This window comes from Nocardiopsis aegyptia (assembly GCF_013410755.1).
GTDB classification, from domain to species: Bacteria; Actinomycetota; Actinomycetes; order Streptosporangiales; family Streptosporangiaceae; genus Nocardiopsis; species Nocardiopsis aegyptia.
The window spans coordinates 2,955,102-2,969,171 of sequence record NZ_JACCFS010000001.1 but is presented as its reverse complement, the minus strand read 5'-3'; the positions used below and the strand labels follow the sequence as shown (position 1 = coordinate 2,969,171).

Below are 14,070 nucleotides of genomic sequence, written 5' to 3'. Positions count from 1 at the left end.
TCACCCGGGGACAGCATCAGTCATCCGACGGGCGCTTCGGCCGTCTCCCCGTCCGACCGTCGCCGTTCCCGGTCGCGGTGCAGGCCGAGCGCGCCGAGCTCGGCGCGGGAGGCCACCCCGAGCTTGGGATAGGCCTTGTAGAGGTGGTGGCCGACCGTGCGGGGGCTCAGGAACAGCTGGGCGCCGATGTCGCGGTTGGTGAGCCCGGTCGCGGCCAGCCGGACCACCTGGAGCTCCTGCGGGGTGAGCCGGTCCAGCGGGTCCTCGGAGCGGTCGCGCGCCAGGGTGTCCGTCGCGCGGGTCTCCCCGGTGGCGCGCAGCTCGGCGCCGGCCCGGTCCTCCCAGGGCCGGGCACCCCAGCGGCGGAAGGCGTCGGCGGCCAGGTGGAGCTGCTCGCGGGCCTCGGTGGTCCGGCGGGCGCGGCGCAGCCATTCGCCGAAGAGCAACCGGGTCCGTGCCTGGTCGAAGGGGGAGGCGTCCAGGGCGAGCGCGGCGCGGTAGGCGTCCTCGGAGCCGTCGAGCAGCGCGCGGCAGCGCAGCGCGAGCGATCTGGCCCACGGCCGGTCGACGGCGGTGGCCCAGGCGGTGTACCGGTCGGCGGCGTCGGCCGCGCGGTCGGTCCGGCCGAGCCGGAACGCGGCCTCGACCAGCAGGGGAAGGTTGCCGACGATCCCCATCGGGCGGGTGCCCTCGACGACGGACTCCAAGCGGACCAGGGCCTCCTCGGGGCGGCCCTGCCCGAGGTCGAGCAGGCTGAGGGCGACGGCGGCGTGGACGGACGCGGGCGCCACACCGAGTTCGAGCGGCTCGGCCACCAGTGTGCGGCACCGCTCGGCGTCGCCCCGGACGGCGGCGAGTTCGGCGCCGAGCGCGGCCAGTTCCGCCCGGGAGGTGGGCTGGCAGCTGTCGGCCGCGGTGCGCAGCCCGTCCTCGACCGTGGCGCGCGCGTCGCGGTGGCGGCCGAGGAAGAACTGGGTGCGGGCGAGGACCACCTGGACCTGCGGCAGCACGGCGAGCGCGCCCTGGGCCCGGCACTCGGCCTCCAGGTCGACGGCGGCCCGGTGGGCGGCGTCGAAGTCACCGGCGATCAGGTGCAGCCGCGCGTAGAGCACGCGGTCGTTCAGGGTCGGGGACGCGAGGGCGTCGTGGCCGTCGAGGGAGGCGCGCAGCGCGGCCACGCCCTCGGCGGTGTGCCCCTGGTCGAGCTGGTTGGTGGCGAGCGCGGCGCGGGCGAGCGTGTGCGCCGGCGCGCCGCCGGGGTGTCGGGCCGCGTGGTCGCCGATCCGCGCGACGCAGTCGAAGTCGTTGGCCACCCACGCGGCCCGTACGGCCTCCAGCAGAAGCTTCCCGCTCTCCGCGGCCAGGGAGCCCTCCACAGCGCCGGCGTGGGACCCGGGGGTCCTGGCGGTCCCAGTGGCCCCGCGGGTCCCAGGGGTCCTGTGGGTCCCAGGGGTTCCGTCCGGCTTGGTTGCCCCGGCGGTCCCGGGGGTGACCGGCGGACCCTCCTCGGCTTCGGTCTCCACGGCGGCGGCGAACAGGACCCGGTAGGAGGTGTCGGCGCGGCCCTCGGCGGCGGCGAGCATCGAGTGCAGCCTGGCCACGGTGACGCGCTGCCCGGTGTCGTCGGTCCCGGTGACCCCGCCCAGCAGGTCCGCCGCGCGTCCGGGGTCGCCCGCGTAGGCCGCGGCCTCTGCGGCGGCGATCGTGCGGCGCCGCCGATCGGCCGGGTCGGGGGACAGCGCGGCGGCACGCTCGTACGCGGTGGCGATGGCGGACAGGCCGCCGCGGGCCCGGGCACGCTCGGCGGCCGACTCCAGGAGGACGGCGACCTCCTCGTCCGTGGTGGGCGTCGCCGCGGCCAGGTGCCACGCCCGGCGGTCGGCGGCCTCCGGACGGTCGGCGTACACCCCGGCCAGAGCGCGGTGGGCCGCCGCCCGGTCCCCGGACGACGCGTGCTCGTAGGCGGCGGCACGGATCAACGGGTGCGCGAACTCCACCCGGTTCTCCGCCACCCGCAGCAGCCCTCTGCGCTCGGCCGGACCAAGATCGTTCGGGCGGGCGTCCAGCTCGCGGGCCGCGCGCAGCACCGTGGCGGCGTCGGCGGAGTCGTCGGCCGCCGCGACCAGCAGCAGGGCCCGAGTCCCCTCCGGCAGGGCGGCGATCTGGTCGGCGAAGGTGTCCTGGATCCGTCCCGGGACGCCCAACCGGGTGCTGGAGTACCCGTCCCGCTGGACGGCGGTCAGCGTGAGCAGGGCCAGCGGGTTGCCCGCCGCCTCGGCCAGCACCTGACCGCGTACCTGGCGGGGCAGGTCGGCGGCGTGCTCCTGGAGCAGGGCCTCGGCGTCGGCCCGGGGCAGCCGCCGGAGCCGCAGTTCGTCGATGTGGGGCGTGGACAGCAGCGGGGCGTGCGGTTCGCGGACCGCCAGAAGGACCGCGACCCCCTCGGCCTCCAACCGACGGGTCGCGAACAGCAGGGCCTCGGCCGACTCCCGATCCAGCCAGTGCGCGTCGTCGACCAGGCAGAGCACCGGCCCGGAAGCGGCCAGCTCGGCCAGGAGGGTCAGGACCGCGAGGCCGACCAGGAACCGGCTCGGCGACGCGGAGTCCGCCAGCCCCAGGGCGCCGCGCAGTGCCCTGGCCTGCGGGGCGGGCAGCGCGTCCACGTGCTCGATCGCGCGGCCCAGCAACAGGTGCAGGCCCGCGTACGGCAGATCGCTCTCGGACTCCACACCCGCGCCGCGCAGCACCCGCGTCCCGGCGTCGGCCGCCGCGCGTTCGGCGTGGTCCAGCAGAGCCGACTTGCCGATTCCGGCCTCGCCCCGCAGAACCAGGGCCCCGCTACGGCCGGAACGGGCCGCGGCGAGGACCGCGTCGATCCTCGCCGTCTCCTCGTCACGTCCGCGCAGCACGGCGCCCACTGTACTCGGGGCGCTTTCACGCCGGGGTGGGTTCGGGGCGCTTGACGCCGGGTCCTTCGTCGTCGCTACTGCCTGGCTCGCAGGCTCGCTGGCGGCAGAGACTCCTCCTGCAGGCACCGGCGCGCCCCTCACCCCTGTGCTTTCTTTGGGCCGCCGCTCGTTCCTCGCTTTGGCCCGATCAACCCCCCTGTGGTTTCGGTGGGCGGGAGTACTGACGGCCGACCCGCAGTGGGTCTGGTGAGCGGGACTGCTGTCGTTGAACCCTCGGGGCCTCCGTCAACCCCGTGGTTTCGGTGGGCGGAACCCTTCACTTTGGACCCGCAGGCTCCCCGTCAGCCCTGGGGTCCCCGCGTGCGGGACTGATGCGGTTCGGGCGTGCGGGGTCGGGGGCGTCAGCGTACGTGCGGGGGCTCGTGGAAGAACACCTCCTCGCGCACGATGCGCCCGTCCCGCACCGTGTACAGGGAGACCTTCGAGTACGTGCCGCGCTTGCCCGTGGACGTGTCGGTCGAGTCGAAGGTGAAGCGCACCGCGAACCGGTCGCCCCGCACCAGCGGCGGTTCGATCTCCACGCCGTGGATCTCCTCGGTGTCCTCGACCCTGTCGACCTGGGCCGCGATCTCGTCGGCGCGCATGACCGTCGCCGGTCCGGTCATGTCGGCGGAGCCGACCCGCACGTAGTCCGGCGCGTGCAGGTCCCCGATGACGCGGTCGAAGTCGTGCCGGGCGACCGCGTCGACGTAGTCGGCGGCGACCCGCGCGGTCGACCCGGCCTCGCGGGCGTCCTCGGGGAGGAAGGCGGCCACGTGATCGGCCACCCACCGTCGGTAGGTCAGGGCGGGCCGACCGGTCACGTCCTCGACGGCAGTGGTGACCGGTTCGGGGTGGCGCGTCACCTCGGCCATGTGCCTGAGCGTGTCCTCGACCGCCTCGGGCGGCAGCCACTGCCGGTAGCCCGCCAGGGCCTCGTCCCGCGACAGCGGTTCGAAGCGCACGGGCAGACCCGTGACCTCCCCGATGATCCGCACCCGCTCGGCCTGGTCCAGGTTCTCCGGCCCCGTCACCGCGTAGGCGGCGCCGACGTGGTCGTCGGTGGTCAGGGCGCGCAGGGCCACGGCGGCCAGGTCGGCCTCGTGGACGGGCGAGCGCTTCCACCCGGGGAACGCCTCGCGGACCACGCCGGTGGTGCGGATCTCCTCGGCCCAGCCGAGGTCGTTGCCGGCGAAGCCGCCGCCGCGCACGAAGGTCCACTCCGCGCCGGACTCGCGGATGAGCCGTTCGAGTTCGGCGTGGGAGGCCGCGACGGGGTTCGTGTCCGCCGGGGCCTCGGCCCCCATGGTGGACAGGTACACCACGCGCCGGGCGTCGCGGGTGATGCGGGCGACGGTCCCGGGGGCGGCGTCGTCGGCCTGGAGGGTGGGCCAGACCAGCAGGACCCGGGTGACGCCGTCGAGCGCGGCGTCCAGGGAGGCGGGGTCGGAGAGGTCACCGCGCACCACCTCGACCCCGGCGGGGAGCCGGGCGCGTCCGGGGTCGCGCACCAGGGCGCGGACGTTGGTGTGACCGGCGTCCAGCAGTTGCCGGACGGCGCTGCCGCCGACCTTGCCGGTGGCGCCGGTGACGAGGTATTTTCCGTGGTTTTCGCCGTGGTCGTCCATGTCGCCGACACTAGGGAGGCGGCCGTCGCCGCAGCATCGGTCATGTGACTGTCGGACGACCGTCACCGCGAGGAGGACACGTGGGCGCATCCGCGGACACCGGGACGGACGTCGTGGTGGTCGGCGGCGGCCAGGCGGGACTGGCGGCCGGATACTTCCTGCGGCGCGCCAGGGCACGGTTCGTCATCCTCGACGACCGCGCGGAACCCGGCGGGGCCTGGGGCGACTACTGGGACTCGCTGCGCCTGTTCTCCCCGGCCGCGCACAGCCCCCTGCCCGGCTGGTGGATGCCGGAGGAGCCCGGGCACGAGTACCCCTCGGCGCGCCACGTGACCGACTACCTGGCCGAGTACGAGCGCCGGTACGACCTGCCCGTGCGCCGGCCGGTCGCCGCGACCGGGGTCCGCCGCGCCGACGACGCCCTGGAGGTGGCCACGACCGCCGGGACGTGGCGGGCGCGGCACGTGGTCAGCGCGACCGGGACCTGGCGCCGCCCGTTCGTTCCCGACGTGCCCGGACGCGACCTGTACGAGGGCCGACAGCTCCACACGGTCGACTACCGGAGCCCCGGGGAGTTCGCCGGTCAGCGGGTCGTGGTCGTCGGCGGGGGCAACTCCGCCGCGCAGATCCTGGCCGAGCTGTCCGAGGTCGCGCACACCACCTGGCTCACCCGCCGCCCGCCCCGCCTGATGCCCGACGACGTCGACGGCCGCGTGCTGTTCGACGTGGCCACGAGGCGGACGCTGGGCGGGACGGACGGGGGCGTCGGCGACCTCGGCGACATCGTGATGGTGCCGAGTGTGCGCGAGGCCCGTGACCGGGGCGCGCTCAAGGCACAGCCGATGGCCGAACGGCTGACCCCGACGGGGGTCGCCTGGGCCGACGGGAGCACGATGGAGGCGGACGCGATCGTGTGGTGCACCGGGTTCCGCGCCGCGTTGGACCATCTGGCGCCGCTGGACCCGTTCGACGCCGACGGGCGGATCCCGCTCGACGGTTCGCGGTGCCGTCGTGAGCCGCGCCTGCACCTGGTGGGCTACGGCGACTGGACGGGGGCCGCCTCCGCCACGCTGATCGGGGCGGGCCGCACCGCCAAGGCCGCCGTCGCCCGCATCGCGGAGGACCTGGGCGCGTCCCGACCGCGCTGACCTCGCCCGCGACCCGGTACCGCCCCCGGGCCGCCGGGGGTCCGGCGGGGGAGGCGGGACGGTTCAGGGCCGCGGGGCCCGCCTACGGGGTGGGGACGGACCCGGAGGGCGTGACCAGGTCGACGGCCGTGGGACCGGGCGCTCCGCAGCAGCCGCCCTCGTCGGCGGCCTCCGTCGCGTCGTCCGGGTCGGTCAGCCCGCTGCCCTTGCAGACTCCGGTCGCGGGCAGTGTCAGCTCCACCCGAGCGGCGGACGCGTGGTCCCCGTCCAGCGCGGCGGCGATGCTGCGCACCTGCTCGTACCCGGTGAGCGCGAGGAACGTGGGGGCGCGCCCGTAGGACTTCATCCCGGCCAGGTAGAAGCCGGACTCCGGCTGGGCCAGTTCGACGGCGCCGTGCGGGTAGACGGTGCCACAGGAGTGGACGTTGGGGTCGATGAGCGGGGCCAGCGCGACCGGCGCCTGGAGCGTGGCGTCCAGGCCGAGCCGGATCTCGGAGAGGAAGGACAGGTCCGGGCGGAAGCCGGTGAGGACGACCACCTCGTCGACCGGCTCCAGGGCGCGGGCATCGCCGTCGCTGGCGTCGCCGACGAGCACGAGGGACTCGCCCTCAGCGCGGACCTCGGCGGTACGGAAGCCCGTCACCGTCTCGACGTACCCCGCCTCGACCGCCTTCCTGGCGCGCGTGCCCAGCGCGCCGCGGGCGGCGAGCTGGTCGTCGGCGCCGCCGCCGAACGCGTCCCCGGCCTCTCCGCGCCGCAGCACCCACACGACGCGGGTCGCGGGATCGTCCGCGGCGAGCCCGGCCAGCGCGACCAGGGCGGTGAGCGCCGAGTGGCCGCTGCCGACCACGGCCGTGCGGCGTCCGGCGTAGCGGGCCCGGACGGCGGGGTCGGCGGTGTCGGGGACGCGGTAGGCCAGGCGGTCGGCCAGGCCGGGCCCGCGCTCGCCGAGGGCGGGCAGGCCGTCGCCGCCCAGCGGGTTCGGGGAGCCCCAGGTACCGGAGGCGTCGACCACGGCGCTCGCCAGGAGGCGCTCCTCGCCCCGCTCGGTGCGGACCCGGACGGTGAAGGGCTGTGCGCCGCGGTCGGTGTCGACGACCCGGTCCCGGCCCAGACGGCTGACGCCGGTGACCTCGGCGCCGTAGCGGACCCGCTCACCGAGGGCGGCGGCCAGCGGGGCCAGATAGGCGTCCACCCACTCGCGGCCCGTGGGGTAGGCGTCGTCGTCGCGGCGCCGCCAACCGGTGGCGGCCAGCAGCTTCTCCGCGGCCGGGGCGACGAGGTCGCGCCAGGAGGAGAACAGGCGGACGTGTCCCCACTCGGCGACGGCGGCGCCGGCGGTGGCGCCCCGCTCCAGCACCTGGACGGGGAGTCCGCGCCGGACCAGCTCGGCCGCGGTGGCCAGTCCGACGGGGCCGGCACCGATCACGACGACGGGGTGTGCCTCGGTCATGACGCTTCCTTTCATCGACTGATGTCTATGAAACAGGACTCTATAGACGAACATCGATGGACGCAACCATCGATCGTCGTCGATACTGGGAACATGACCGTCACGCACGAACACACCGCGGGGCTGCTGCCGACCGGGGACGCCGAGACCTACGCGGCGTGGTTCGCGTGCCTGGCGGAGCCGACCCGGGTCCGCCTGCTGCACGCCATCGCCACCCATCCGGGCGCCATGAGCGTCGGGGAGCTGGCCGAGGCCGTGGGGGTGCGCCAGCCCACCGTCTCCCACCACCTGCGCAAACTCGCCGAGGTGGGCTTCGTGACCACCTCCCGCGTGGGCACGTCCACCCGGGTCGCCGTCAACGCCGCCTGCTGCACCGGCCTACCGCACGCCGCCGACGCGGTCATGGGTATGCTCGCGGCCCGGCCCTGCTGCCCCACCGAAGTGCCCGAGGACGTCACCGTGCGCGCCCTGACCGACGCGGACCTGCCCGCCGTACGCCGCCTGCACGCGGCCGGAGCCGAGGCCGGCGACATCCTCGCCGAGGACGGCGGCCTGGACACCGGCTGGCTCGACGGGCACGCGTGGGTGGCCGAACGCGAGGGGGCCGTCGTCGGCTGGGCCGCCGCCTGGCCCGTCTCCCGGCTCAGCGCCTACGCGGGTGTGGCCGAGGCACGGATCCACGTGGCCGCGGGCGAGCGCGGCCGGGGCGTCGGCAAGGCGCTGGCGCGCACGCAGGTGGTCGAGGCCGACCTCGCCGGGCTGTGGACCCTGCAGGCGTCGGTCCTGCCCGAGGACAAGGCCGCGCTCGCCCTGCTGCACGCGTCGGGCTACCGCACCCTCGCCGTCCGCGAACGGCTCGTCCGGCACCGGGGCGAGTGGCGGGACGTCGTGGTCCTCGAACGCCGCCGCGACGACACCGTCGATCCCGGGGCCACGGGCGTGCAGGACCTGCCCGACCCCGTCCTGCGACCCGAGTCCCCGCCCGACGGCGTCTAGGTCGTGCGGGGGCGGGCGGATCGCTCGAGACGGGCGGGACCGCTCGCGGCGGGCGGCATCCACCGCACACGCCCTAGGGTCACCGCATGACGACCTACTCCCGGTGGTACGCGGCGGGCGAGCCCGAAGAGGTCTGGAACGATCTGCGAACGCTCGGGCCGGTGCCCGAGGAGGGGCTCCGCCGCGATCCGGATTTCTGACGCGGGAACCGGTCCTCGCGCCTTCCCAGCGGCACTACCGCCCGGTAGCGTCGGAGCGTCCGACCCCCTTCGCCCTCCAGAGGAGACGGTGGCGTGCCCTATCTGCTCGTCCGACAGAGGTTCGTGGACTACGAGCGCTGGCGCGAGGTGTTCGACTCGATCACCCCGCTGCGCGACGAGGCCGGGATGCGCCTCGTCCTGGTGAGCCGCAACGCGGCCGAGCCCGACGAAGCGGTCGTGCTGTTCGAGGTCGCCGACGTCGAGCGGGCGCGCGAACACGCGCTCTCCCCGGCGCTGCGCGACGCGCACGAGCGCGCGGGTGTGGTCGAGGGGTCCAACAGCATGACGCTACTGGACGCCGTCGACTGAGCCCTCGCTCAAGCCCTGGGCCGAGCGCTGGGAACCCTGGGACGCGCCCCAGCGGTCCAGCCACTTGGCGCGCACCTCGGCTGTGAGGTCGACACCGTGGTGGTCGGCCAGCAGGAGCACGTGGCAGAACACGTCCGCCAGTTCCGCCCGGAACCGCGCGGACCGCTCCCGGTCGTCGAGCCCCTTGGCGCGCCCCCGGCCGTCCAGGGCGAGGAAGGCCTGGGTGAGCTCGCCCATCTCCTCGTGGAGCTTGAGGACGAACCAGTCGGCGTCCCGTTCGATGCCGAAGCGCGCCGCGTAGGCGCGCGACACGTGCTCCACCTCGGCGGTCAGGCGGTCGACGTCCACGGGGTCTCACTCTCTGCACGGGGGAGGGGCGGCTGCTCCATCATGCCCCGGGCCCCCTCAGCGGCGGTGGCGAACGGGCTCCGAACCGGCTTCGTCACAGGTCAGAGGCGCAACTTCAGTCCCATCGGACTCATGCGAAGCACCACGCACACCGGACATCCAGGGCTACACTCGCGGCATGGCGAAAACCCTCTATCTCGTCATGTCCGGTGCGCCCGCTCCCGAGGGCCTTCCCGCGCTCGTCCGGCTGCTCCAGGCCGACGACTGGACCGTGCGGTGCCTGTCCACCCCCATGGGGCAGAGCTTCCACGACGCCGACGAGCTGGCGGCCCTGACCGGTGAACCGGTGCGCGCCGAGTACAGACGTCCAGGCACCGGCAGACCCTTACCCCCGGCGGACCTCGTGGTCGCCTGCCCGCTCACCTTCAACTCGACGAACAAGTTCGCCGACGGTCACGCCGACAACTTCGCGATCGGCCTGCTCTGCGAGATGGTCGGCCACGCGGTCCCCACCGTCGTGGTCCCCCACTGCAAACCCCAGCTCGCGAGCCACCCGGCCTTCGCGCGTTCCCTCGACACCCTCCGCTCCCTGCCCTCGGTCACGATCCTCTACGACGACCAGGCGCCCTACGAGTCCCGCATGCCCACGTGGGAGCGGGTCCTTTCCACCGTTCGCACCCTCTAGACGGGAGGCCCGGCGTGGACGCTGCCGCCAGGGGCCAGACCATCCGCCGCAACCGCACCCGCCGCGGTTACTCACAGGCCGTCCTCGCGGGGCTGGTCGGGCGTTCGGAGTCATGGCTCTCGCAGGTGGAGCGCGGCATCCTCACCGTCGACTCCCACGACGTCCTGACCCGGCTCGCCGACGTCCTCCGGCTGCCCCTCACCGAACTGACCGGCACCGACCACCACGTCCCCGCGCCCCGCTACACGGCGGCGGTGGAGATCGAGCGCGCGATGATGCGCTACTCCGAGGTGTCCGACGGCCCCGTCGACCTCGCGCGCCTGCGCGCCGAGGCCCACCGCACCCACGCCGCCTACCAGGCGACCCGCTACGGCGAGGTCGGCCGCCGGCTGCCCCGTCTGATCCGGGACGTCGAGACCGCCGCGCACCGGCGGGGCGCCGACCGCCCGGCGGTGTGCTCGGTGCGCGCGATGGTCTACAACACCACCGCGGCCGTGCTCCGCCGAGTGGGCCAGAAGGATCTCGCCTGGCAGGCGGCCGACCGGGCGATGTCCGCCGCCGAGTGGGCGGACGAGACCCTGCTCTCGGCGGTGGGGGCCTACCGGCTGGCGTACGTGTTCGTCTCCCGGGGCAGGCCCGCGGCCGCCGCCGACCTTGCCATGGCCGCCGCGGCCGCCCTGGAACGGCAGATGCGACCGGGGACCGCCGAGGAGCTGAGTGTGTACGGCGGCCTCCACCTGGCCGCGGCGACCGCCGCCGCGGCCGAGTTCGACAAGGCGGCGGTGCCCCGCCTGCTGCGCCAGGCACAGCGCGCGGCCGACCGCCTGGGCCGCGACATGAACCTGCACGGGACGGCGTTCGGACCGACCAACGTGGCCATCCACACCATCTCGACCCGTGCCAAGGTGGGCGACGCGCGCGCGGCGGTCGCCGCGGGGGAGGCGCTGGACGTGGACTCGCTCCCCGCGGGGCTGGTCGGTCGCCGGGCCCAGGTGTGCCTGGACGTGGCCCGCGCCTACACGCAGACGCGACAGGACGCCGCGGCGGTGAACACCCTGCTGGACGCCGAACGGATCGCCCCGGAGCTGGTCCGGCACGACCCGTCGACCGGGCGTGTGCTCCAGGAGCTGATGCGTCGCGAGCACCGGCCGTCCACACCGGAGCTGCGCCCGCTGGCCCAGCGCGCCGGTGTGGCCTGACCCGTGGCCCGGCCCCGTGGTCCAACCGCGCGGCCTGATCCGTGACCCGACCTGTGCCCCGGGCCCGACCCGCAGGTTCCTGCGGGTCTTTTACCTTCACTCCGCTGTGCGTCACTGAGCGTGACCAGGCCTACCGTCGAGCCGACCACGCGAGCCGCTGAGGTGAGGCTGCATGACGGACGACCCCTCCCATCACGGGGTGACTCTCGACGAGCTGGCGGAACTGCTGCGACCGCGCTCGACACCCGACCGGAGCCCGTCGGACGGTGGACGCCTGCCGCAGAGGGGAGCAGCGGAGTACCCGACGTCGGACGCGCTGTACGACGCCCTGTCCGAGATGCTGCGCGTGCGCCCGCGCAACGCGGGGGAGGCGCACCGGGTGATCCGGGAGGCCGACCGCCTGTTGACGGCGCTGGACGCGCACATCAAGAACGGGGGGCCGCTGCCGTCCCCGTGGCGCCACGGCCGGGGCGTCCGATGATGGCGCGGCCACCTGTCCCGGTCAGGGCCTCCGGAACCTCACGAGACCGGGGCGGCCTCGAAGTAGTGGCCCTGGTCGAGGTCGTCGAGGAGCCCGGGATGCGTCGGCCGCCACCCGAGGAGTTCGCGGGTCAACGCGCTCGACGCCGGGCCGTCGGTCCCCAGGAGGGGCGCCGGCCAGCCGAAGTGTGCGCCCGCGTCGTCGGGGGCGACGGCGACCACCGGCAGGTCGAGGTGCCGGCCGATCACTTCGGCGACAGAGCGCAGTGGCACCCCTTCGTCGTCGACCGCGTGCACCGTCGAGCCGGCCGGCGCCTTCTCCAGCGTCAGCCGGCGGGGATCGCGGTCTTCCGCGTCGAGTTCGACCGCTGGATCGCCGACACCGACGAGCGCGGCATGTCGGAGCACGTCCAGGAGGCACTCGCCGAACTCAGGAGGGTCACCGCCGGCGAGTAGCCGACCCCACCGGGGCGGGCCTCCCGCGTGCCGTGCCGGTACGCCTTGGTACCTTCCTTCCCGGCACCCGGCGACCCGCAGGAGGAGGATCCCCATGTCCGAGGCCCCCGTGGTCGTCATCGGTGCCGGAGAGGCAGGGTTGGCCACCGTCCAGGCCGCCAACCGCCACGGCGTCCGCCCGCTGGTCCTGGAGGCCGCCGGAACGGCCGGGGGCTCGTGGCCGCACTACTACGACAGCCTCACCCTGTTCTCGCCCTCCCCCTACGCCTCGCTTCCGGGCCGGGCGATGCCCGGCGACGGCGCGACCTACCCGCACCGGGACGAGGTCACCGCCTACCTGCGCGACTACGCCGACCGACTGGACGCCGACTTCCGCTTCGGACACAAGGTGACGCGCGTCGAACGCGACGGCGACGGGTTCGCGGTCACCACGGCCGACGGCACCCGGAGGAGCGCACGCGCGCTGGTCGCGGCCTCGGGGACCTTCACCCGTCCGCACCGGCCGCCGCTGCCGGGCCTGGACGGGTTCACCGGCACGGTGCTCCACTCGTCCGAATACCGGGTCCCCGAACCCTTCCGCGGGCAGCGCGTCGTGGTCGTGGGAGCCGGGAACTCGGGTGTGGAGATCGCCGCCGAACTGGCCAGGGTCGCCCGGGTGAGCCTCGCCAGCCGGGCCCCGATCGGCTGGGTGGGCCAGCGCCCCCTGGGCCGCGATGTCCACTGGTGGGGCGCCGTCACCGGCGTGGACTCAGCCCCCGTCGGCCGGCTCTGGGAGCGGGTGCGGACACCGGTCATCGACGACGGCCGCTTCCGCGCGGCGTTCGCCACCGGTAACCCTGACCGCCGACCGCTCTTCACCCGGCTGCGCGGAGACCGCGTGGAGTGGGCCGACGGGACCACGGAACGGGTGGACACCGTGCTGCTGGCCACCGGCTACCGGCCCGCGCTGGACTTCCTGGACGGCATCGGGGCCCTGGACGCCGAGGGCCGCCCCCTGCACTCCGGTGGGGTCTCCACCACCGTCCCGGCACTGGGCTACGTGGGCCTGGAGTTCCAGCGGAGCTACTCCTCGGCCAGCCTGCGCGGAGTCGGCCGCGACGCCCACCGCGTGGTGCGCGGTGTCCTCGCCGGACACACGCCCTGACCGCACGCACGCCCTGATCCGGCGGCCCCTGAGCCCTATCAGCCCCATCGGCACGGTCGGCGCCGACGGCGTGCCGGTCCGTGCTGTCAGTCGGCCCTCTGGGCGAGCCCGTAGTGGTCGAGAATGTCCACGGCGCCGTAGCGCAACCGGATCAGCCCCAGCCTCTCGAACTCCTTGAGCACCTTGTTCAGCGAGGGCCGACAGACCCCGAGCATCTCCGACAGCGTCTGCTGGGGAACCTCGACCACTCCGGCGTGGGACTCGTCCAGGAGGAGACGCGCGCTCTGCTGACTCAGCGAGCGGCTGAGCATGCCCACGATGCGCTCGTAGGACAGCGACAGGCGCTCGGCCATGCCCGCCATCCACAGTCTCGCGATCCTGGGGTGCTCCGTCAGCAGCCCGTCGAAGGCGTCCGCGGTCAGGGTCAGGCACTCCGAACTCTCCAGCGCCCGCGCGCGGTACGTGAAGGGGATGCCCAACAGCAACTGGATGTCACCGTCGATGCCCCCTGCCCGGAGGATCTGCAGGATCACCGATCGCTCCTGTTCCCTGACGGCCAGTTCGAGCCGTCCCGAGCGAACGATCCACACCGCCGCGTCCTCGCCGCCCTCGCCGAAGGCGAGGTCGCCGCGTTGGAGGGACCGGGATTCCAGGCACGACGCCAGGGCGACGAGTTCCTCGTGCCCTGGTCGCGCGGTACCCCGGTTGTCCAGGCAGGAGATGGCCCACTCCGCCCAGCGGAGGCGTTCCGACTCCAGGATGCCGAGACCGGCCCGGGGCGGTGCGACCCGGGACCCGTCGGCGTGATCTGCGCGTGCTCCCTGCATGTTCCCCAGTGACTCCTCGACTGAACGCGTGTGGGGTGTCACGGAGCGGGCGCCGTGTGCGGGCGCGCCTGCTCGGGTGGCATCGGTCGGCCGGACCGAACGGGTCGGTCCCCTCGTCCTGGATGGTGCGCCGTTCTCGTCCACGTCCTGGTCGCCCGTTCCTCAGCTGCGCCTGTTCGTCAGGAGCGT

At 74.7% G+C, this 14,070-nt stretch carries 14 protein-coding genes; 8 read left to right on the top strand and 6 right to left on the bottom strand.

All coding sequences use genetic code 11. The features are described from left to right. Positions 1 to 20: 20 nt before the first annotated feature. Both HNR10_RS13400 and HNR10_RS13395 read right to left on the bottom strand, forming a co-directional pair. Positions 21 to 2,909, bottom strand: coding sequence for a helix-turn-helix transcriptional regulator (locus HNR10_RS13400; RefSeq protein WP_179823630.1), 2,889 nt, complete (start codon positions 2,907 to 2,909; stop codon positions 21 to 23). A gap of 401 nt (positions 2,910 to 3,310) precedes the next feature. Further along, positions 3,311 to 4,576: an NAD(P)H-binding protein gene (locus HNR10_RS13395; protein ID WP_179823628.1), complete on the bottom strand. Its 1,266-nt coding sequence runs from the start codon at positions 4,574 to 4,576 to the stop codon at positions 3,311 to 3,313. Between the two features lie 80 nt (positions 4,577 to 4,656). On the opposite strand from HNR10_RS13395, the gene HNR10_RS13390 reads away from it, so the two are divergent. Further along, positions 4,657 to 5,724, top strand: coding sequence for an ArsO family NAD(P)H-dependent flavin-containing monooxygenase (locus tag HNR10_RS13390; protein WP_179823626.1), 1,068 nt, complete (start codon positions 4,657 to 4,659; stop codon positions 5,722 to 5,724). Positions 5,725 to 5,806: 82 nt separating this feature from the next. Here the strand turns inward: HNR10_RS13390 and HNR10_RS13385 are convergent, their stop codons facing one another. Further along, positions 5,807 to 7,177: an FAD-dependent oxidoreductase gene (locus HNR10_RS13385; protein ID WP_179823624.1), complete on the bottom strand. Its 1,371-nt coding sequence runs from the start codon at positions 7,175 to 7,177 to the stop codon at positions 5,807 to 5,809. A 93-nt stretch (positions 7,178 to 7,270) separates the two neighbouring features. Here HNR10_RS13385 and HNR10_RS13380 point away from each other — a divergent pair, with 93 nt between their 5' ends. After that, positions 7,271 to 8,173 (top strand): helix-turn-helix domain-containing GNAT family N-acetyltransferase, encoded by a 903-nt coding sequence (locus HNR10_RS13380; RefSeq protein ID WP_179823622.1) that lies wholly within the window; start codon positions 7,271 to 7,273, stop codon positions 8,171 to 8,173. Positions 8,174 to 8,466: 293 nt separating this feature from the next. Beyond that, positions 8,467 to 8,742 (top strand): hypothetical protein, encoded by a 276-nt coding sequence (locus tag HNR10_RS13375; RefSeq protein ID WP_179823620.1) that lies wholly within the window; start codon positions 8,467 to 8,469, stop codon positions 8,740 to 8,742. On the opposite strand, the gene HNR10_RS13370 is transcribed toward HNR10_RS13375, so the two are convergent. Continuing rightward, positions 8,722 to 9,090, bottom strand: a complete 369-nt coding sequence (locus HNR10_RS13370; protein ID WP_179823617.1) for a nucleoside triphosphate pyrophosphohydrolase family protein — start codon at positions 9,088 to 9,090, stop codon at positions 8,722 to 8,724. The two genes, HNR10_RS13375 and HNR10_RS13370, sit on opposite strands and share 21 nt — an antisense overlap. A 178-nt stretch (positions 9,091 to 9,268) precedes the next feature. On the opposite strand from HNR10_RS13370, the gene HNR10_RS13365 reads away from it, so the two are divergent. The 3 genes from HNR10_RS13365 to HNR10_RS13355 all read left to right on the top strand — a co-directional run bounded on the left by HNR10_RS13365 (position 9,269) and on the right by HNR10_RS13355 (position 11,455). Beyond that, positions 9,269 to 9,775: a flavoprotein gene (locus tag HNR10_RS13365; RefSeq protein ID WP_179823615.1), complete on the top strand. Its 507-nt coding sequence runs from the start codon at positions 9,269 to 9,271 to the stop codon at positions 9,773 to 9,775. A gap of 14 nt (positions 9,776 to 9,789) precedes the next feature. Next, the gene (locus tag HNR10_RS13360; protein ID WP_179823614.1) at positions 9,790 to 10,974 is read left to right on the top strand and encodes a helix-turn-helix domain-containing protein; all 1,185 of its coding nucleotides are present in this window, start codon (positions 9,790 to 9,792) and stop codon (positions 10,972 to 10,974) included. Between the two features lie 172 nt (positions 10,975 to 11,146). Then, positions 11,147 to 11,455, top strand: coding sequence for a hypothetical protein (locus HNR10_RS13355; protein ID WP_246406202.1), 309 nt, complete (start codon positions 11,147 to 11,149; stop codon positions 11,453 to 11,455). Between the two features lie 38 nt (positions 11,456 to 11,493). Here the strand turns inward: HNR10_RS13355 and HNR10_RS13350 are convergent, their stop codons facing one another. Then, the gene (locus HNR10_RS13350; protein ID WP_179823611.1) at positions 11,494 to 11,727 is read right to left on the bottom strand and encodes a Rossmann-fold NAD(P)-binding domain-containing protein; all 234 of its coding nucleotides are present in this window, start codon (positions 11,725 to 11,727) and stop codon (positions 11,494 to 11,496) included. Positions 11,728 to 11,745: 18 nt separating this feature from the next. On the opposite strand from HNR10_RS13350, the gene HNR10_RS13345 reads away from it, so the two are divergent. After that, entirely contained in the window at positions 11,746 to 11,910 is a 165-nt protein-coding gene (locus tag HNR10_RS13345; RefSeq protein WP_179823609.1) for a hypothetical protein, read from the top strand. A 94-nt stretch (positions 11,911 to 12,004) separates the two neighbouring features. After that, positions 12,005 to 13,054 carry a flavin-containing monooxygenase gene (locus HNR10_RS13340; RefSeq protein WP_179823608.1) on the top strand — a complete coding sequence of 350 codons (1,050 nt, stop codon included), beginning with the start codon at positions 12,005 to 12,007 and terminating at the stop codon, positions 13,052 to 13,054. Between the two features lie 86 nt (positions 13,055 to 13,140). On the opposite strand, the gene HNR10_RS13335 is transcribed toward HNR10_RS13340, so the two are convergent. Then, positions 13,141 to 13,881: a Crp/Fnr family transcriptional regulator gene (locus HNR10_RS13335; RefSeq protein ID WP_179823606.1), complete on the bottom strand. Its 741-nt coding sequence runs from the start codon at positions 13,879 to 13,881 to the stop codon at positions 13,141 to 13,143. Positions 13,882 to 14,070: the final 189 nt, after the last annotated feature.